Genomic DNA, 19,085 nt, shown 5'->3' on the forward strand with positions numbered 1-19,085 from the left:
CAGTTAGCATCAAGAAGGAACCGGACACATCCTGGTTCGCCGGAGGGTCCGCTGCTGGGCTGATCTGCCGGATCGGCAGGTCACCGGGATGCGGTCGTCGAATGGAAGAGAGAACAGCAGCTATGCCGATTGGTTCAGAGTCCGGGGCGGGGCTCGCACCGGATCCGGTGCCCGAGTACGCCGCGTGGCGCAAGGGTGTGGCGGGCGTGCTGGCCAAAGCGCGACGGGTCGAGGCTTCCGAGCTGCCGGCGGAGCCGGAGCATCTGCTCGACGAGACCACCTACGACGGCCTGACCGTCGCACCGCTCTACACCCGCCGCGACGAGCTGCCCGAGCAGCCGCTGCCGGGCGCGTTCCCGTTCGTGCGCGGTGGCAGCGCCACCCGTGATCCGCAGCGCGGCTGGTTCGTCGCCGCCGCCGTGGGCTCGGCCGACGCCGAGGCCACCAACCGGACCATCCTGACCTGGCTGGAGAACGGCGTCAGTGCCGTCTCGCTCACGGTGGGCGCCGACGGCGTCGCCGTCGCCGACATCCCTCTCGCGCTGCGCGGGCTGCTGTTCGAGCTGGCCCCGCTGCGCCTGGCCGCCGGCGCCGAGGTCGAAGCCGCCACCGACCAGGTCTTCGCGCAGCTGGACGGCTACGAGCTCGCCGAGCCGGCGCAGATCCAGGTCGGCCTCGGTGCCGCCCCGCTGACCAGCGCGTTCGCCGGCACCACCGACCTCGACATCGAGCGGGCCGTCGCCCTGGCCGCCCGCGCGATCGCCCGCCCGGAGACCGTGCGCGCGATCACCGTGGACGGCACCGCCTTCCACAACGCCGGCGCCGCCGACGCCCAGGAGCTCGGCGCGTCCGTCGCGGCCGGCCTGGCTTACCTGCGCGCGCTGACCGCCGCCGGTGTCGATATCGCCGACGCCTTCGGCCAGCTCGAGTTCCGCTTCGCGGCCACCGACGACCAGTTCGCCACCATCGTGAAATTCCGTGCGGCCCGGCGCCTGTGGGCCCGGGTGGCGCAGGTGTGCGGCGCGCCCGCCTTCGGTGCCGCCCCGCAGCACGCGGTCACCTCCGCGGCGATGATGACCCAGCGCGACCCGTGGGTGAACCTGCTGCGCACCACCCTGGCCGCCTTCGGCGCCGGTGTCGGAGGCGCCGACTCGGTCACCGTGCTGCCGTTCGACTCCGCGCTGCCCGCCGGGGAACTCGGTGTGTCGCAGTCGTTCTCGGACCGCATGGCCCGCAACATCCAGCTGCTGCTGCTGGAGGAGTCGCGCCTGGGACACGTGCAGGACCCGGCCGCCGGCTCCTGGTACGTCGACGCGCTCACCGACGAACTCGCGGCCAAGGCCTGGGAGTTCATGCAGGAGATCGAGGCCGCGGGCGGATACCCCGCCGCGCTGGCCGCGGGCCTGGTCGCCGAGCGGATCGCCGCGACGGCCGCCACCCGCGCCGCCGACGTCGCGCACCGCAAGACCGCGGTCACCGGCGTCAACGAATTCCCCAACCTGGCCGAGACCCCGCTCTCCGAGCAGGCCCGCGCCGAGGTCGCCGTCACCCGCTACGGCGCCGCGTTCGAAGCGCTGCGCAACCGCTCCGACGCGCACCTCGCGGCCACCGGCGCCCGGCCCAAGGCCCTGATCGTGCCGCTGGGCCCGGTCGCCGAACACAACGCGCGCACCATCTTCACCGCCAACGTCCTGGCCTCCGGCGGGATCGAGTCGGTCAACCCCGGCCCGCTCACCGTCGAGGCCATCGCCGCGGCCGCCGCCGAGTCCGGCGCGCCGATCGCGGTGCTGTGCGGTGCGGACAAGCGCTACGGCGAGGAGGCCGGCGCCGCGGTCGACGCGCTGCGCGCCGCCGGGGTCGGCACGGTCCTGCTGGCCGGTCCCGAGAAGTCGGTCGCGCAGTACAGCGGTACACAGCGTCCCGACGGGTACCTGACCCTGCGCATCGACGCGGTCGCGGTCCTGTCGCAGCTGCTGGAGAAGGTGGGAGCCTGATGACCACATCCGATATCGAGCACCGGATCGGCAGTTTCGCCGAGGTCCCGCTCACCGAGCACGCCCCCGAGGCCGCCGCGGTCGACGACGCGCAGGTGCGGGAGTTCGTGGCCGAGGCGGCCGCGGCCAACCACACCACCGCCGACCAGCTCACCTGGGCGACGCCCGAGGGCATCGACGTGCCGCCGGTGTTCACCAAGGCCGACCGCGACGCCGTTGTCGCCCAGGGCTATCCGCTCGACACCGTGCCCGGTGTCGCGCCGTTCCTGCGCGGTCCCTACCCGACCATGTACGTCAACCAGCCGTGGACCATCCGCCAGTACGCGGGCTTCTCCACCGCCGCTGACTCCAACGCCTTCTACCGCCGCAACCTGCAGGCGGGTCAGAAGGGTCTGTCGGTCGCCTTCGACCTGGCGACCCACCGTGGCTACGACTCCGACCACCCGCGAGTGCAGGGTGACGTCGGCATGGCGGGCGTGGCGATCGACTCGATCCTGGACATGCGCCAGCTCTTCGACCAGATCCCGCTGGATCAGGTGTCGGTGTCGATGACCATGAACGGCGCGGTGCTGCCGATCCTGGCGCTCTACGTCGTCGCCGCCGAAGAGCAGGGCGTCACGCCCGCGCAGCTGGCCGGAACCATTCAGAACGACATTCTGAAGGAGTTCATGGTCCGCAACACCTACATCTACCCGCCCAAGCCCTCGATGCGGATCATCTCCGACATCTTCGCCTACACCAGCGCCGAGATGCCGAAGTTCAACTCGATCTCCATCTCCGGCTACCACATCCAGGAAGCCGGAGCCACCGCCGACCTGGAGCTGGCCTACACCCTGGCCGACGGCGTGGAGTACATCAAGGCCGGTATCGCCGCGGGCATGGACGTCGACAAGTTCGCCCCGCGCCTGTCGTTCTTCTGGGCCATCGGCATGAACTTCTTCATGGAGGTCGCGAAGCTGCGCGCGGGCCGGCTGCTGTGGAGCGAGCTGGTCTCGAAGTTCGAGCCCAAGAGCGCGAAATCGCTGTCGCTGCGCACCCATTCGCAGACCTCGGGCTGGTCGCTCACCGCGCAGGACGCCTACAACAATGTGGCGCGCACCTGCATCGAGGCGATGGCCGCCACCCAGGGCCACACCCAGTCGCTGCACACCAATGCCCTCGACGAGGCGCTCGCGCTGCCGACGGACTTCTCCGCCCGCATCGCCCGCAACACCCAGCTGCTGATCCAGCAGGAGTCCAACACCACTCGTCCGATCGACCCGTGGGGCGGCTCGTACTACGTGGAGTGGCTCACCCACCAGCTCGCCGAACGTGCCCGCGCGCACATCGCCGAGGTGGAGGCGCACGGCGGTATGGCGCAAGCGATCTCGGAAGGCATTCCGAAGCTGCGTATCGAAGAGGCCGCCGCCCGCACCCAGGCGCGCATCGACACCGGCCAGCAGCCGGTGATCGGCGTCAACAAGTACCAGGTCGAAGAGGACCACGAGGTCGAGGTTCTCAAGGTCGAGAACTCGCGGGTGCGCGCCGAGCAGATCGAGAAGCTGGAACGCCTGCGCGCCGAACGCGATTCGGCCGCCGTCGAGGCCGCGCTGGCCAACCTGACCCGCGCCGCCGCCTCGACCGAGGGCGGCATGGACAACAACCTGCTCGCCCTGGCCATCGACGCCGCCCGCGCCAAGGCCACCGTCGGTGAGATCTCCGACGCACTGGAGAAGGTCTACGGCCGCCATCAGGCCGAGATCCGTACGCTCTCCGGTGTGTACCGTGACGAAGCAGGCAAGGCTTCCAACATCGGCGCGGCCATCGCGCTCGTCGAGGAGTTCGCCGAGGCCGAGGGCCGCCGCCCGCGCATCCTGGTCGCCAAGATGGGCCAGGACGGCCACGACCGCGGCCAGAAGGTGATCGCCACCGCGTTCGCCGACCTGGGCATGGACGTCGACGTGGGCCCGCTGTTCCAGACCCCCGAAGAGGTGGCGCGCCAGGCGGCCGACAACGACGTGCACATCGTCGGTGTCTCCTCGCTGGCCGCGGGTCACCTCACGCTGGTGCCCGCCCTGCGGCAGGCACTGGCCGATGTCGGTCGTCCCGACATCATGGTCATCGTCGGCGGCGTCATCCCGCCCGGTGACTTCGACGAGCTGTACGAGGCGGGCGCCGCGGCGATCTTCCCGCCCGGTACCGTCATCGCCGACGCGGCCATCGATCTGCTGAAGAAGCTGGGCGCCTCGCTCGGCCACGAGATCGGCGGCGGCACAGCCGAATGAGCGACGCCGCACACGGAGCCGGGGGAGCCGCGGCGCACCCCCGGCTCGGCACCACCGCCGGCGTCGGCGCACCGCGCAACGACGGGCGTACCGTCGCCCGGGCGCCGCGCCCGATCGACGTCGGCGAGCTGGCCGAGGGCATCAGGGCCGGGCAGCGGGCCGCGCTGGCCCGGGCCATCACCCTGGTGGAGTCGACCCGCGCCGACCACCGGGAACTGGCGCAGCAGCTGCTGCTGGCACTGGGATCCGAGCCGGGCACCGTGGTGTCCAACCGGGTCGGGATCACCGGCGTCCCCGGTGTCGGCAAGTCGACCTTCATCGACGCGCTGGGCATGTACCTGCTCGGCAAGGGGCATCGGGTGGCGGTGCTGGCCGTGGATCCGTCCTCGACCCGCACCGGCGGCTCGATCCTGGGCGACAAGACCCGCATGGCGCGCCTGTCGCTGGAAGCCGACGCGTTCATCCGGCCCTCGCCGACGGCGGGCACCCTCGGCGGCGTCGCCAAGGCCACTCGCGAGACCATCGTGCTGCTGGAAGCCGCGGGCTACGACGTGATCCTGGTGGAGACCGTCGGCGTCGGCCAGTCCGAGGTGACCGTCGCCAACATGGTCGACGTGTTCTGTTTCCTCACCCTCGCCCGCACCGGTGACCAGTTGCAGGGCATCAAGAAGGGTGTGCTGGAGCTGGCCGAACTGGTCGCGGTGAACAAGGCCGACGGCAAGCACGAGATGGAGGCCAAGTCGGCCGCGCGGGAACTGTCGGGTGCGCTGCGCCTGATCCACCCGCACGACGCGCTCTGGCGTCCGCCGGTGCTCACCATGAGCGGCCTGGAAGGCCAGGGCCTCGACAAGTTCTGGGACACCGTGCTCGAGCACCGCCGCGTCCTCACCGACGCGGGCGAGTTCGCCGAGAAGCGCCGCCGCCAGCAGGTCGACTGGACCTGGACCATGGTGCACGACCAGATCCTGCGCCGTCTCGCCGACAACCCGTCGGTGAGATCCGTGCGCGCCGAGGTCGAATCGGCCGTGCGCGACGGCACCCTCACCCCGGCGCTGGCCGCCGAGCGGATTCTGCGCGCTTTCGACGCCTGACCACCTTTTTCGCGACCAGGGGTTGCGCGAACGGTCGTCGGTGTGAATACTTAGGCATGTGCCTAAGTATTCGGGTGATGAGCCGGCCGGTGGACTCGACAGCGTCTTCCGTGCCGTCGCCGATCCGACGCGGCGCGCCATCGTCGAGCGGCTGGCCCGCGGACCGGCCTCGGTCTCGGACCTCGCCGCGCCGTTCGAGGTCGCGCTGCCGACGATCGTCGGGCACCTGAAGGCGCTCGAGGCCGGGCAGATCGTGAGCTCGGCCAAGATCGGGCGCGTGCGCACCTATCAGCTGGCGCCGGGGGCCTTCGGGTCCGCGATCGACTGGCTGCGGCAGCAGCGCCCATCGGCCGAGCGTCAGATCGACCGGCTCACCGCACTACTCGTGGAATCAGCGAACAACCAAGAGGGAGAACGACCATGACCGACACCGCTACCCGCTCCATCAACCACGCCCAGTTCACCATCGAGCGCGAGGTACCCGTGGCGCCCGCGGTGGCGTTCCAGGCCTTCGCCGATCCCGCGATCAAGAGCAAGTGGTTCGGCGGCGAAGAGGGCTGGGAGCTGACCGAGGCCTCCGCCGACTTCCGCGTCGGCGGTATCGAGATCAACGAAGGCATCTTCCAGGAGACGGTGACCTCGCGATTCGTGGCCACCTACACCGACATCGTCGACAACGAGCGCCTCGTCTACACCTACGACATGTGGCTGAACGGCGCCCACATCTCCACCTCGGTCGCCACCTGGGAATTCGAGCCGACCAGCACCGGCACCAAACTCACCCTCGTCGAGTTCGGCGCCCACCTCGACGGCCACGACACCGGCGCCCAGCGCGAAGAGGGCACTCGCGAACTGGTCGCCGCGCTGGGCAAGTACCTCGAGTCCGTCGCCTAGTCACCCGTGGCCCATGCTCATCCGCATCGGGGCGGGCCGCTGCCCCGGCGCGAGGACCAGGAACTGGCCCATCATGCCCTGGTCCTCATGGTGCAGCAGGTGGCAGTGATACATGTACGGGAACGTCGGGTCGGTGTGATCGGCGAAGTGCATCGCCAGGATGTAGGTCGCGCCCGGCGTCGTGTACACCGTGTCCTTCCAGCCGGACAGCGCTGGGGGAGGCGGACTTCCGTCGATCGCGAGGATCTGGAACTGGACGTCGTGGACGTGGAAGTTGTGCGGCCAGTTGTCCTTGTTGCGGACCGACCAGACCTCGGTGGTGTCCACCGGGATCGTCATGTCGATGCGGTTCATGTCCATCCGGCGGTTGTTGATCATGAACCACTGCAACTCGAAGGCCCGGGCCGGTGCGGTGTTCGCCGCGGCGAGTGGCGTGATCGGCACGAGCGCCGCGGGCACCGCCGCCGCGGGGCGCAGGGTGGCGCCGGCGCGCAGGTCCAGGATGTCGAAGGTGTCGTCGAAACCGAACTCGGCGGCACGATCGATACCGCCGCGCTCGTCGATCGGCAGCGACCGTAACGTGACGTTCTCGCCCGCCCGCACCGTGACCACGATCTCCGCTCGCTCCCCGGGACTGAGCTGGATCCGCGACAGTTCCACGGGTTCCGGGAGCAGGCCGCCGTCGGTGGCGATCAGCTGGAAGTGCCTGCCGTCACCGAACGCGAGGTGGTACAGGCGGCCCGACGACCCGTTGAGAATGCGCAGCCGCACCCGTTCGGTGGTGACGCCGAGATGGGCGCCGGCGATGCCGTTGGTGACGATGGTGTCGCCGAGCAGGCCGACATCGGTGGGGTCGGATTCGTCGATCGCGCCGTCGGCGGTGAACCGGCGATCCTGGATCACCAGCGGAATATCGTCCACGCCATAGTCTTTCGGCAGATCCAGCGCGTCGGCGGGGTCGTCGTCGAGCAGGAAGAACCCCGCCATCCCGCGCTGGACGTGCTTCTCGGTCGCGCCGTGCGGGTGTGGGTGGTACCAGAGCGTGGCCGCCTGCTGCGACACCGTCCAGCTGGGCGACCACACCGCACCGGGCGCGACCATCTGATGTGGTCCACCATCGCACGCGGCGGGGACGTGCATGCCGTGCCAGTGCACCGAGGTCGGCTCGGGCAGCTCGTTGGTCACCGTCACCGCGACCCGCTCACCGCGCCGGGCGCGCAGCGTCGGGCCGAGTACCGATCCGCTGTAGCCCCACGTCGGGGTGCGGACGCCGCGCACTATCTCGGTGCTCCCGGCCTGGGCCGCGAGGGTGAACCGGCGGACACCGTCGGCGCCGACCGTCGCGGGTGCCAGTGGCGGGATCGGCAGCGGCCGCGTCGCCGCCGGTGCCGCCGTGGGTGCGGTCGGGCGGAACGAGCACCCGGCGGCATAGGCGATCGGGGTGAGGGCGAGTCCGGTGAGGAAACCTCGTCGCGAGACCACGTACGTACTCCTTCTGTGCGGGAACTTCCAGCTTCGATCGGTGCCGGGACGGGCGACTCCGACCCGCGGCCGGAACGCGGGCCGCCGATTGCGGCCGCGAGGCCGTTGCGGACGCGCCGATCGCGTGCTAGCGCCGCGGCGTCGCCTACCGTGGGTGCGTGATCGACATCAGCGGGCGCCGTGGTCCGCGGTGGCTGCTGCGGTGGCTGCCGCTGGCGCTGATCCCGGTTCTGCTGCTGGCCAGCACCTATCCCGGCCAGTACCGGGTGCCGGCGCACTACTGGCTGCTCGCACTGACGGCCGGGGTGGTGTTCCTCGCCGGGACGCGGTGGCCGCTCGCGGTGTCGCTGATCCTGTCGGCGCTGGCCGTGCCGCTGCTGCGGACACCGGCCTGGGGTGTGTCGGGCCTGGTGCCCTACCTCGGTGCGGTCGCGCTGGTCGACGTGATCGCGCGCACGCACCGGAGCGCCACCGTGTGGGTGGCGACCATGGGCTGGGCCGCGGCGGTGGTCCTCGGGCGCGTCGGCCTGCACGACACCTCCATCGGCCGCGCGTCGACCGTCGTCGAGGCGCTGGCCTACGTGGGCCTGCCGCTGCTCCTCGGGCTCTACCTGCGCGGCCAGCGCGACCTCGCCGACAACCTGCGCCTGCGCGCGGCCGACGCCGAAGCGCGCACCCGCCTCGACGAGCGGGCGGCCATGGCCAGGGAACTGCACGATGTCGTCGCCCACCACATGGCCTCGATCATCCTGCGGGTCTCGGTCGCCGGCCGGGTGGTGCGCGCGGCAGACCCGCGCGTGGTCGCCGTCCTCGACGATGTCCGCGCCACCGCCGCCGACGCGCTGGCCGACATCCGCCGATTCCTCGCCGCCCTCCGCGATCCCGCGCTCGGCAGCGTCGCCCTGGTCGAGGCCGACGCCGTCGGCACCGAGGTCAGCGCCGCCGTCGCCCGCGCGCAAGCGGCCGGCTTCACCATCGACGCCGAGATCGAGACCGACCTCGCGTCACTGGACGCGATGAGCAGGCTCACCCTGTTGCGGCTGGTGCAGGAATCGCTGACCAATGTGATGAAGCACGCGGATCACGCTGTGCCCGTGCGGTTCCGGATCGACCGTCGCGCGGACGGCATCCACCTCGACGTGCGCAGCGGCCGCGCCGATCCCGCCGCGGCGCCCGGTCACGGCATCGTCGGGATGCGGGAACGCGCCGCGCTGGCGGGCGGCACCCTCACCGCGGGAGCCGAGGCCGGGCACTGGGTCGTGCGGGCATGGCTGCCCGACATCGCGAAGGGAACCGATCCGGCATGATCTCGGTACTGCTGGCAGACGACCAGCGTCTGGTACGCGCGGGGCTGCGCATGCTCATCGAGGACACCACCGACCTCACCGTCGTGGGTGAGGCGGCCGACGGGGTAGCGGCGGTGCGGCTGTTCGCCGAACTCGCGCCCGATCTGGTGGTGATGGATCTGCGCATGCCCGGACTCGACGGAGTCGCGGCCACCCGGCAGATCCTGGCCGCCGCGCCCCGGGCGAAGGTGCTGGTGCTCACCACCTTCGACGACGACGAGCACCTGTTTCCCGCGCTCGCCGCGGGCGCGTCCGGCTACTTCGTCAAGGACACCGACCCGGAGATCCTGCTCGACGCCATCCGGCGCACGGTCGACGGCGACCTGGTGTTCTCACCGGCTCTCCTGCGGCGGCTGGTCGATCGCGCGGTCACCGCCCAACCCGCGCCCGTGGTCGCCGTGCCGGCGCTGAGTCCGCGCGAACTCGCGGTATTGCGCCTGGTCGGCGACGGATACGGCAATCAGGAGATCGCCGAGCGGCTGCACCTGGGCGTGAGCACCGTCAAGACCCACCTCGCGAACCTGTTCGAGAAGACCGGCACCGACAATCGCGTCCGCCTGGCCGTCTACGCGTCGAAGCTCGCCGCCGATCAACCCGGATATCTCAACGGTGAGATAAGTCATGATTGAGTAAGTCAATATTGAGATACATTCATCCTGTCACGCAGTCGGGTTGTCGCACAGGAGGATTGATCATGCGGATCGCGGTGTTCGGGGCCGGTGGCGCCGTCGGTAGCAGGGTGGTGGCCGAGGCGCTCGCCCGCGGGCACGAGGTGACCGCGGTCGCCCGCCGCGCGATCGCCGTGCCGACGGGTGTGCGGCTTCTGATCGGGGACGCGTCCGATCCCGAGCAGGTCGAAAAGCTCAGTGCCGGACAGGATCTCGTGATCGCGGCGACACGGCCCGCACCCGGATCGGAGTCGGAGCTGCCGGTGGTGGCGGCGGCGATGCTGGCGGGAGTGGCGCGCAGCGGAACGCGGCTGCTCGTCGTGGGCGGCGCGGCGACGCTGGTCGTGCCAGGGGCGGGGCTGCCGCTGCACGAAACGCCGGACTTCCCGTCCGAACTCGCGGCGATCGCGCGCGCCTGCGCCGAGCAGCTCGCCGCCTGTCGAGCGGACGTCGTGGCCGACTGGACCTACCTCAGTCCGCCGGCGGAGCTGGCCCCTGGTGCGCGCACCGGCACCTACCGCGTCGGCGCCGACGAACTGCTGGTCGACGACCACGGTGCCTCCGCAATCTCGATGGAGGATTTCGCGGTCGCCGTCCTCGACGAAGCCGAGCGGCCGATGCATCGGCGGGTCCGCTTCACGGTTGCCGCTGCATGATTCGCGCCGGGTCCGGTTGTCTCCGGTGACGAATCGGTAAGAAACGGGTAACGGCACTGTGATCTCCGCCGATACTGAGACCGACCGCACTGAGCGGTCGGTTTTCAGTAGGAGGTTCGATCGATGCGGTGCCGCAGCGCGGTGGCGGCGGTACTCGTCGCGGTGGTCTCGACCCTGGCCTGCGCGGGCGGCGCCGGTGCGGACGGTCCGGAAAACCTTGTCGCGGCGGACAAACGGGCGGTCGCGATCGACGGGTCCCGCGCCGAGGTGACCGCGATCGAGGGCAGGCAGGTGACCGTCCGGATCCACTCCGCCGCCATGGGCCGTGAGGTGTCGGTGAAGGTCCAGCGCCCCGCCGACACCTCGGTGCCGCGGCCCGCGCTGTACCTGGTGAACGGAGCCGGTGGCGGCGAGGACACCGCCACCTGGGAGCAGAACACCGACGTGGTGGACTTCCTGGCGGACAAGGACGTCAATGTCGTCATGCCGGTGGGTGGCGCGTGGAGCTACTACACCGACTGGCGCAGTACGGATCCGCGCCTGGGCGTGAACAAATGGCGCACCTTCTTCCTCGACGAACTGCCCGCCCTGGTGGACGCGATGTTCGGCACCACCGGTCGCAACGCCATCGCCGCGAACTCGATGACGGTCACCTCGGTGCTGCAACTGGCCATCGCCAAGCCCGGCCTGTTCCGTTCGGTGGCGGCCTACAGTGGCTGCGCGCAGATCAGCGACCCCGTGGGCAGGCAGTTCGTGAACGTCGTCGTCGGCACCGGCGGTGGCGACGCGTCGAACATGTACGGGCCGCCCGGTGATCCGGAATGGGTCGCCAACGATCCGGTCGTCAACGCCGAGGGCCTGCGCGGCACCAAGCTCTACATCTCCAACGGCAACGGCCTGCCCGGCGAACACGACAAGCTCGGCGACCCGCACCTGATCACCTGGGGCCCGGTCGGACTGGCGAACCAGATCGTCGTCGGCGGTGTGATCGAGGCCGCGACCAGCTGGTGCACCGAGAACCTGCGCGAACGGCTCGCGGAGCTCGACATTCCCGCCACCTTCGACGTGGACACCCAGGGCACCCACTCGTGGGGCTACTGGCAGAAGGCGTTCAAGAACTCCTGGCCGCTGCTGGCCGAGGGGATGGAGATCCCCGCCTGATCAACCGAGCTCGAACAGCTCGGCCGCGTTGTCGTGGCACACGCGGCGCAGCCAGCCGGGACCGAGGTCGAGCCGCTCGAGGGCGACGATCGCCTCCTCGTACGGGTACGGGATGTTCGGGAAGTCGCTGCCGAACAGGATGCGATCAGCGAAGCGGCGCAGCCGGTCGCGCTCCGCGACGGGGAACGGCGCTCCGCTTTCGTTGAAGTCGGTCCACACCATGGTGGTGTCGAGGTACAGGCGCGGATGGCGCTCGGCCAGGTCGAGGAACTCGCTGTACTCGGGCGTGCCCATATGGGCGATGATCAGCCGCAGTCCCGGATGGCGGCGCAGCAGTTCGGCGATGGGCTCGGGGCCGGTGAATTCGCCCGGTGCCGGGCCGGATCCGCAGTGGATGACCACCGGGACGCCGGTCTCGGCCAGGATCGCCCATACCGGGTCCAGCAGCGGATCCAGCGGGGAGAACGCGCCGACCTGGATGTGCACCTTGAAGACCCGGGCACCGCCGGCGATCGCGGCGCGCACGTACTCCGGCGCACCGGGTTCGGGGTAGAAGGTCGCGGTGTGCAGGCAGTCCGGAGTGCGCGCGGCGAACTCGGCGGTCCACTGGTTGAGCCAGGCCGCCATCTGTTGCTTGTGTGGGTAGACCAGCGAGGTGAACGCGCGGACGCCGAAGTCGCGCAAGGTCTTCAGCCGGACCTGCTCGTCGTCGCGGTAGGTGATCGGCCACGGCCGTCCGGTCAGTGGACCCGCCTGGTCGAAGTAGGCCCACACCTTGCGCATCACCTGGTCGGGCATGAAATGGGTGTGCACGTCGACGATCGCGGGCAGGTCAAGGCGGCGGCGGAAATCGGCGAGATAGGCGGCGGTATCGACGGTCATGACGGCGGCTCCGGGTACAGGCGGCGGGCGAGAGCGCCCACGCGGGTGACGAGACGGGCGAAGAAGGCGGCGGGGTCGGTGCCGATCACGATGTCGGCGTTGGGCTCCCGGCCCCACATGCCCGCCCAGTCGGCGACGGTGGTGGCCCGGGTGAGGGTGCCCGCCAGCTCGACGTCCACGGTCGCGGGCCGGGTCGTGGCCAGCGTGGGGTCCAGCGCCACCGCGGCCGCGAAGGGATCGTGCATGTGCGCGAGGTAGCCCAGGGCGTAGCCGTGGTGGAAGTCGAAGTAGAACCGGACCGCGTCCACCAGATAGCGGATGATCGGATTGCTTGCCGCCGAACGCCATTCGGTACCGTCGCCCGGGCCGACCGACTCCACCGGCGTGCTGTGCGCGGCCGCGGCGAGCTGGGCCAGATGCTCGGGGCGCATCTCGATGGTCTCGGTGATGTCGAGCGCGCACACCAGTGGCCGCCGGTCCGGCGGGGCGGCCGAGAAGGCGTCGAAGACCTCCTTCGCGGCCTCCGGGTCGACGTGGATGTTCCACTCGTTGGTCGGGGTGGTGTTGCCCGGATGGTTGAACGCGCCGCCCATGATCACCAGCCGGCCCAGCAGCCGCGGCAGCTCCGGCTCGAGGCGCAGGGCCAGCGCCAGATTGGTCAGCGGGCCGGTGCACAAGCCGATCGCGGCGCCGGGATTCGCCCTGGCCAGCTCGACCCACATCCGCGCCGCCGACCGGTCCGACAGCGGGCGCGCCGAGACCGGCAGTTCCGCGTAGCCGAGCCCCTGCGGGCCGTGGGTGTCCTCGGTGGTACGCAACGGCACCGCCAGCGGGACCTGCGCGCCCGCCGCCACCTCGATCGGGCCCGCCCCGGCCAGATCCAGCAGGGCGAGGGTGTTCGCGGCGACCTGGTCGGTCGGCACATTGCCCGCGGTGGCGGCGATGCCGAGGATCTCGGCCTCAGGGGAGGCCAGCAGGTACAGCAGCGCCAGCGAATCGTCGATCCCGGTGTCGACGTCGAGAATGATCTTCCGCACCACCGACCGAGCGTAGCGCCGGGCGTTTCGCTCCCCGGCGCCGCCCTCGCACGGAGTCGCCGTCCGTGCTGGTCGCGGCACCGCGGCGGTCCGCGGCGCGGATGCCGAGGCCGGAAATCCGGTCGTGACGGGGGCGAAAGGGCGGTCACGGCGGCCGTTTCCGATACTGTCGCTGGGAGATTGCGGAAACCGATAGCTTCAACAGGCGAGGGTAGGTGCATCTTGACGGCGACAACCGCTGCGAAATTGGAAGAACTGCGCAAGAACCTGGCAGCCGCGCAGGAGCCCGCCGGGGACGTGGGCGTCGCCAAACGGGCCGCCAAGGGAATCGCGAGCCCACGGGAACGGATCGCCATGCTGCTCGACGCGGGGAGTTTCGTCGAGATCGGGGCGCTGGTGCGACAGCCCGGTGTGGCCGACAGCCTCTACGGCGACGGCGTGGTCACCGGACACGGCCGCGTCGACGGACGGCCGGTGGTGGTGATCGCTCACGACCAGACCGTGTTCGGCGGTTCGGTGGGGGAGATGTTCGGCCGGAAGGTGGCCAAGGCGATGGAACTCGCGGCCGAGATCGGCTGCCCGTTCATCGCGATCAACGACTCCGGCGGCGCCCGCGTGCAGGACGCGGTGACCTCGCTGTCGTGGTATGCGGCGATGAGCAGACACCAGCTCGCCCTGTCGGGCGTGGTGCCGCAGGTCTCGATCATGCTCGGCAAGTGCGCGGCGGGCGCGGTGTACGCCCCCATCAACACCGACGTGCTGATCGCCACCGAAAACGCGTACATGTTCGTCACCGGGCCGGAGGTCATCCGCGAGACCACCGGCGAGGAGGTGACGCTGGAGGAACTCGGCGGCGCCTACAACCAGGCCCGCAACGGCACCATCCACCACGTCGCGGTGGACGAGCGGGCCGCGCTGGACTGGGCGCGCACGTATCTGAGCTACATGCCGACGACCTGCTTCGAACTCCCGCCCGTCATCAACCCGGGCCTCGAACCCGAGCTCACCGATTCCGACCGCGAACTCGACACGCTCATCCCGGATTCCGACCGGGCCGGCTACGACATGTACGACGTGCTGCTGCGAATCTTCGACGACGGCGAGTTCCACGAGGTCGGCGATTGCGCGGCGCGCAACCTGATCACCGGCTTCGCCCGGGTCGACGGCCGCAGCGTGGGCGTGGTCGCCAACCAGCCGCTGGTCTACAGCGGGGCCATCGACGCCCGCTGCTCGGACAAGGCGGCCCACTTCATCCGGCTCTGCGACGCCTTCGGGCTGCCGTTGATCTTCGTGGTCGACACCCCGGGCGTGCTGCCCGGCGTCGAGGAGGAGAAGATCGGCGTCATCAAGCGCGGCGGCCGGTTCTTCTACGCCGTGGTCGAGGCGACCGTGCCGATCGTGACGGTGGTGGTGCGCAAGGCCTTCGGCGGCGGGTACGCGGTGATGGGCTGCAAGCAGCTCGGCGGCGACGTGAACCTGGCCTGGCCCACCGCGCGCATCGCGGTGATGGGCGCCGAAGCCGCGATCGGGCTGACCCAGCGCAAGCAGCTGGCGGCCGTGCCGGAAGCCGAGCGGCCCGCGGTGCGCCAGCAGATGGTCGACTTCTACAACGCGGCCGTGGCCACGCCGTGGACCGCCGCCGAACGCGGCTACATCGACGCCGTGATCGAGCCGTCGCACACCCGGCTCGAGATCCGCAAGGCCCTGCATCTGTTGCGGGACAAGCGGGTCGAGCAGGGACCGCGCAAACACCGCCTGCTGCCGCTGTAGCACCGGGCCCCGCCGGGCCCGGTGACCGGCGGGGCTCAGTAGGTCGGCAGGGCGAAGTCCTCGGTGTGCCCGAAGAAGATCTTCTTGGTGAGCGGACGCATCGGCCGCGACATCATGATCCGCACGTTCACCTTCGCCAGCGCGGTCATGAGGGCGGTGTTGGGCAGCATCATCTTCATACCGCCGCCGGGGATCTCCTTGGCCTTGGCCAGGAACGGCGTGATCTTGTCCTGGTAGCGCTGCTGCGCGCCCGCCAGATCCGCCGGGGTGGCGGCGATCTCGGCGGCCAGCACGTAGGCGCCGACGATCGCCATGGCGGTGCCCATGCCGGTCATGGGGGAGCCGCAGTAGCCCGCGTCGCCGATCAGGGTGACCCGGCCCGCGGACAGCTCGGGCACGTCGACCCGGGCCACCTCGTCGAAGTAGAAGTCGGTCGCCGAGTCCATGGCCGCCAGGATCGCCGGCGCCCGCCACCCCGCGTCGGCGAGGGTGCGGCGCAGCAGGGCCCGCTGAGCTTCGACGTCGCGCCGCAGCGCCGGGTCGGGGTCGGTGCGCAGCGTGATGATCGCCTTGCAGGTGGCGGGGTCGGCGTCGGGGCGGATGCCGATCATCGCGCCGGGGATCAGGCGCATCTCGAACCAGCCGGGCTCGACGTCCGGCGGGCTGGGCATGGTGAAGAAGGCGCCGTAGCCGCCGAGATTGGTGCTGAACTGCTCCTCCGGGCCGAAGGCGAGCCGGCGGGTGGCCGAGTGCACGCCGTCGGCGCCGACGACCAGGTCGAAGCGCTCGGTGGCGCCGGAGGCGAAGGTGACCGCGGCAGCCGTCGCGTCCTGGTCGATCCGCTCGATCCACTCGCCGTAGCGGTAGTCGAGCAGGCCACTGTCGGTGGCGGCCGCCAGCTCGTCGAGCAGCACCTGGTTCAGGTCGCCACGGGTGATCTCGATGTCGGCGATGGCGCCGAGGCCGTCGAAGTCCTCCATCGCCATCCGGGCGTAGACCTTGCCGTCGCCGTCGACGTAGGCCATGCCGCGTTCCTCGAGCTGGTACTTCGCGATGCCCGCCATCAGGCCCATCCGCTCGGCGGCCTCCTTGCTCGGCCCGCGCAGGTCGACTGCCTGCCCGCCCGGCCGGGGGGCGGTGGCCCGCTCGACCACCGTGGTGCGAATGCCGTTGCGCAGCAACTGGAGTGCGACCGCGTTGCCCGCGATCCCGCCGCCGGAGACCAGAACGTGCAGGGGGCTGGTGGTGCTCATCGGTGAAGTCCTGTCTGGAGAACGAATGTCTTAGACATATGTCTAACACAGGGCTTGCACGTATGTCTAGAACAAATGTCTGAGACGTTCGGGTAGGGTGGTGGCCATGGGAAACAGGGAAGACCTGCTGGCCGGTGCGCGGAAGGTCATCATGGAGCAGGGTGTCGCGAAGGCGACCGCACGCGACATCGCCGCCGCGGCCGGGGTGAGCCTGGCGGCGATCGGCTACCACTTCGGGTCGAAGGAACGTCTGGTCACCGAGGCGCTGACGGAGGCGCTCGGCACCGCGATCGGCGACTCCATGGAGAACCTGATCGCCGACAGCGCAGGCGCCACCCCGCTGGCCGGGTTCACCCGCCTGTGGAACGGGATGCCCGCCGTCTTCGCGAACAACCAGGAAGCCATGCTGGCCAGCCTGGAGAACATCGTGCGCATCGTCCGGTCCGACGAGAGCCGCGCCCAGCTGGCCGACCAGCTCCCGCAGATCTACGCCGACCTGTCGCGGAACGTCCAAACCGCCCACCCCGAACTCGACGCCGACCAGGCCGAAGCCGTGGCACAGCTGTACTTCGCCCTCGTCCAGGGCCTCGGCCTGCTGTGGGTGCTGAACCCGAACGGGGGAGTCCCCGACGGTGACCGGCTCGCCGTCGCGCTACGCGCGCTGACGAGCTGACGGCCGCGCGTCGGTCGCTGATGGCCGCCCGTTCGCTGGGCTGATCGTTGCGCTCGCTGATCGCGGCGTGCCCGGTCGCTTACGGAGCGCGTTCGCTCGCTGAAGGTGGGGACCGCTGCGCTCAGGATCGCGATGATCGCGACGCGTATTCGCTCGCTAACAGCGGTGCGACGGTTCGCCGACGGGCTGCACGCCCGGTCGCTGACGGTCGCGCTCGGCGACGGCTGGCCGCGCGTCCGCTCGGCTGACGGCCGCCACGCTCGTATGCGAATGGCTGCGCGCCCGTTCCTTGGCGGCTGTGCGCCTGCTGTTCGGGTCGTGCTCGCTGTTCCGGCTGGCCGGGCACGTGCCGTGTGGCGTCACTGGCGGTCGGTCCTGTGGGGTCGGCCGCGTGACGGATGCCGGCTGGCCGGCGGCTAAGGGCGCGCCCACGCCGGCCGCGCGGCGCCGTATTCCGGTGCGGGCCAGCGGTAGTCGGCGTAGTCGGCGAACGCGGGTGCCGCGGTCACCACGCCGGCGTGGTCGAGGGCCGTGGCCGGGTCGGGCTGGGTGGCCGGGGGATGGTCGGGGGTGCGGTCGCCCGTGGCCAGGAGCCAGGATGCGGTGCGGGCCAGCGCGACCCGCACTGTGCGAGCGCGGCCGTCGGTGGTGCGGGCCCGGAGCGCGTCGAGTACGCCGGCGGCCAGCAGGTAGCCGGAGCCGTGGTCGAGTGCCTGTGCGGGGAGGGCCCCGGGGCGGTCCGGGGTGCCTTCGAGCAGGGAGATGCCCGAGGCCGCCTGGACGATGCTGTCGAAGCCGCGTCGTCCGCCCCAGGGTCCGCTCTCGCCCCACGCCGACACCCGAGCGTGGATCAGGCCGGGGTGCGCCGCGGTGTCGAGTCCGATGGCGGCGAGCGCGCCGGGACGGTAGCCGGTCACGAGGACGTCGGCGGTGGCGAGGAGATCGGCGAAAACCTCGGAGTCCGTGCGCAGATCGAGCAGGGTGGAACGCTTGCCCTGGCAGGTGTCGAGGAACTGCCAGTCGATCTCGGGCAGCTGCGGTGGGTCGACGCGCAGGACGTCGGCGCCGAGCAGCGCGAGGGTGCGGGTGGCGACCGGGCCTGCCAGGACCCGGGTGAGATCCAGCACCCGGATACCGGCCAGCGGCCGCTCGCTCGTCGCATCGTGCGGCGTGACAACGGAGTTTGGTGGCGCGGCCTCCACGGTCACCGGCGGGCCGGCGGCGGCGCGACGCATCGCACTGCCCGTCCCTTCGACTTCCGTGTGTGCACGGACCGCGTCGGTCGCCGCCGCGGCGCGGGACTCGCGTGGCGTCTCGTTGTCGATCTCGACAGTTACCAGGGGGCCGCCGGCGGCAGCGCGGCCCATCGCACTGCCTGCCCACTCGGATTCGGTGCGGACCCGGACCGCGATGGCATCCGTCGCCGCTGCGGCCTCTTCGATCTCGGTCGCGGTCATGGCGGCGAACCGTGCGGTCAGTCGCGCGGCGTCGGCGTCGGTGGGCAGACCCGCGGCGATCAGGAGCCGTGCCCGGTGATGCGGGTAGTTGGCGTGGGTGCGCACCCAGCCGTCGCTGCTGCGGAAGAAGCCCGAGAGTTCGGCGAAGATCGCCGGTGCCGCGCCGTCGCGGCGGAACAGCCGCTCACTGCCGAACGCCGCCACGATCCGGGCGGGATCGAGCCGTTCGGGCAGGGCGGGCAGACCGAGCGCCGCGCGATACCGGTTCGCGGCGCCCGTCACCGCGGCCACCGATCCCGCCGCCAGCGCCCACACCGGTAGCGTGGCTGCCAGCCCGGCACCGGGATCGGGACCGTCGTCGAGGACCGACGGGGTGAGCCCGAGGCCGGTCTCGTAGGCGTGCACGAGCTGCTGCGCGGTGGTCACCTCGCTCAGCCTAGCCAGGACGACGATCGGT

16 protein-coding genes are annotated in these 19,085 nt (G+C 70.9%); 11 read left to right on the forward strand and 5 right to left on the reverse strand.

What is annotated here, in order from left to right:
* Positions 1-122 precede the first annotated feature (122 nt).
* Genes EL493_RS18870 through EL493_RS18890 form a run of 5 tightly spaced genes read left to right on the forward strand, consistent with a single transcriptional unit; the run spans position 123 to position 6,243 of the window.
* Positions 123-1,994, forward strand: a complete 1,872-nt coding sequence (locus tag EL493_RS18870; protein ID WP_022566951.1) for a methylmalonyl-CoA mutase family protein — start codon at positions 123-125, stop codon at positions 1,992-1,994.
* Positions 1,994-4,258 carry a methylmalonyl-CoA mutase gene (gene scpA, locus EL493_RS18875; protein WP_019046872.1) on the forward strand — a complete coding sequence of 755 codons (2,265 nt, stop codon included), beginning with the start codon at positions 1,994-1,996 and terminating at the stop codon, positions 4,256-4,258. Before EL493_RS18870 ends, scpA begins: the two co-directional genes overlap by 1 nt.
* A complete protein-coding gene (meaB, locus tag EL493_RS18880; RefSeq protein ID WP_019046873.1) occupies positions 4,255-5,349 on the forward strand; it encodes a methylmalonyl Co-A mutase-associated GTPase MeaB in 1,095 nt (364 codons plus the stop codon). The genes scpA and meaB overlap by 4 nt, the downstream gene beginning before the upstream one ends.
* A 58-nt stretch (positions 5,350-5,407) precedes the next feature.
* Positions 5,408-5,773 carry an ArsR/SmtB family transcription factor gene (locus tag EL493_RS18885; RefSeq protein WP_019046874.1) on the forward strand — a complete coding sequence of 122 codons (366 nt, stop codon included), beginning with the start codon at positions 5,408-5,410 and terminating at the stop codon, positions 5,771-5,773.
* The gene (locus EL493_RS18890) at positions 5,770-6,243 is read left to right on the forward strand and encodes an SRPBCC domain-containing protein (protein WP_019046875.1); all 474 of its coding nucleotides are present in this window, start codon (positions 5,770-5,772) and stop codon (positions 6,241-6,243) included. Before EL493_RS18885 ends, EL493_RS18890 begins: the two co-directional genes overlap by 4 nt.
* Here the strand turns inward: EL493_RS18890 and EL493_RS18895 are convergent, their stop codons facing one another.
* The gene (locus tag EL493_RS18895; protein ID WP_019046876.1) at positions 6,244-7,725 is read right to left on the reverse strand and encodes a multicopper oxidase family protein; all 1,482 of its coding nucleotides are present in this window, start codon (positions 7,723-7,725) and stop codon (positions 6,244-6,246) included.
* Positions 7,726-7,883: 158 nt separating this feature from the next.
* On the opposite strand from EL493_RS18895, the gene EL493_RS18900 reads away from it, so the two are divergent.
* The 4 genes from EL493_RS18900 to EL493_RS18915 all read left to right on the forward strand — a co-directional run bounded on the left by EL493_RS18900 (position 7,884) and on the right by EL493_RS18915 (position 11,556).
* The gene (locus EL493_RS18900; protein WP_019046877.1) at positions 7,884-9,032 is read left to right on the forward strand and encodes a sensor histidine kinase; all 1,149 of its coding nucleotides are present in this window, start codon (positions 7,884-7,886) and stop codon (positions 9,030-9,032) included.
* Positions 9,029-9,700 carry a response regulator transcription factor gene (locus EL493_RS18905; protein ID WP_019046878.1) on the forward strand — a complete coding sequence of 224 codons (672 nt, stop codon included), beginning with the start codon at positions 9,029-9,031 and terminating at the stop codon, positions 9,698-9,700. The genes EL493_RS18900 and EL493_RS18905 overlap by 4 nt, the downstream gene beginning before the upstream one ends.
* Positions 9,701-9,765: 65 nt before the next feature.
* Complete coding sequence (locus EL493_RS18910; RefSeq protein ID WP_019046879.1) at positions 9,766-10,395, forward strand: NAD(P)-dependent oxidoreductase; 630 nt, start codon at positions 9,766-9,768, stop codon at positions 10,393-10,395.
* 123 nt (positions 10,396-10,518) lie between these two features.
* The gene (locus EL493_RS18915) at positions 10,519-11,556 is read left to right on the forward strand and encodes an alpha/beta hydrolase (RefSeq protein WP_022566950.1); all 1,038 of its coding nucleotides are present in this window, start codon (positions 10,519-10,521) and stop codon (positions 11,554-11,556) included.
* On the opposite strand, the gene EL493_RS18920 is transcribed toward EL493_RS18915, so the two are convergent.
* Together EL493_RS18920 and EL493_RS18925 are read right to left on the reverse strand one after the other, a co-directional pair.
* Entirely contained in the window at positions 11,557-12,438 is an 882-nt protein-coding gene (locus EL493_RS18920) for an amidohydrolase family protein (protein WP_019046881.1), read from the reverse strand.
* The gene (locus tag EL493_RS18925) at positions 12,435-13,478 is read right to left on the reverse strand and encodes a nucleoside hydrolase (protein ID WP_019046882.1); all 1,044 of its coding nucleotides are present in this window, start codon (positions 13,476-13,478) and stop codon (positions 12,435-12,437) included. Before EL493_RS18925 ends, EL493_RS18920 begins: the two co-directional genes overlap by 4 nt.
* 219 nt (positions 13,479-13,697) lie before the next feature.
* Here EL493_RS18925 and EL493_RS18930 point away from each other — a divergent pair, with 219 nt between their 5' ends.
* Positions 13,698-15,245, forward strand: coding sequence for an acyl-CoA carboxylase subunit beta (locus EL493_RS18930; RefSeq protein ID WP_030202062.1), 1,548 nt, complete (start codon positions 13,698-13,700; stop codon positions 15,243-15,245).
* A gap of 35 nt (positions 15,246-15,280) precedes the next feature.
* Here the strand turns inward: EL493_RS18930 and EL493_RS18935 are convergent, their stop codons facing one another.
* Positions 15,281-16,498 carry an FAD-dependent monooxygenase gene (locus EL493_RS18935; protein ID WP_019046884.1) on the reverse strand — a complete coding sequence of 406 codons (1,218 nt, stop codon included), beginning with the start codon at positions 16,496-16,498 and terminating at the stop codon, positions 15,281-15,283.
* Between the two features lie 106 nt (positions 16,499-16,604).
* Here EL493_RS18935 and EL493_RS18940 point away from each other — a divergent pair, with 106 nt between their 5' ends.
* Entirely contained in the window at positions 16,605-17,171 is a 567-nt protein-coding gene (locus EL493_RS18940) for a TetR/AcrR family transcriptional regulator (RefSeq protein ID WP_019046885.1), read from the forward strand.
* 416 nt (positions 17,172-17,587) lie between these two features.
* Here EL493_RS18940 and EL493_RS18945 read toward each other — a convergent pair whose 3' ends face one another.
* Positions 17,588-19,054 carry a CoA transferase gene (locus EL493_RS18945; protein WP_019046886.1) on the reverse strand — a complete coding sequence of 489 codons (1,467 nt, stop codon included), beginning with the start codon at positions 19,052-19,054 and terminating at the stop codon, positions 17,588-17,590.
* Positions 19,055-19,085 lie beyond the last annotated feature (31 nt).

Origin of the sequence: Nocardia asteroides (assembly GCF_900637185.1) — a bacterium.
GTDB classification, from domain to species: domain Bacteria; phylum Actinomycetota; class Actinomycetes; order Mycobacteriales; family Mycobacteriaceae; genus Nocardia; species Nocardia asteroides.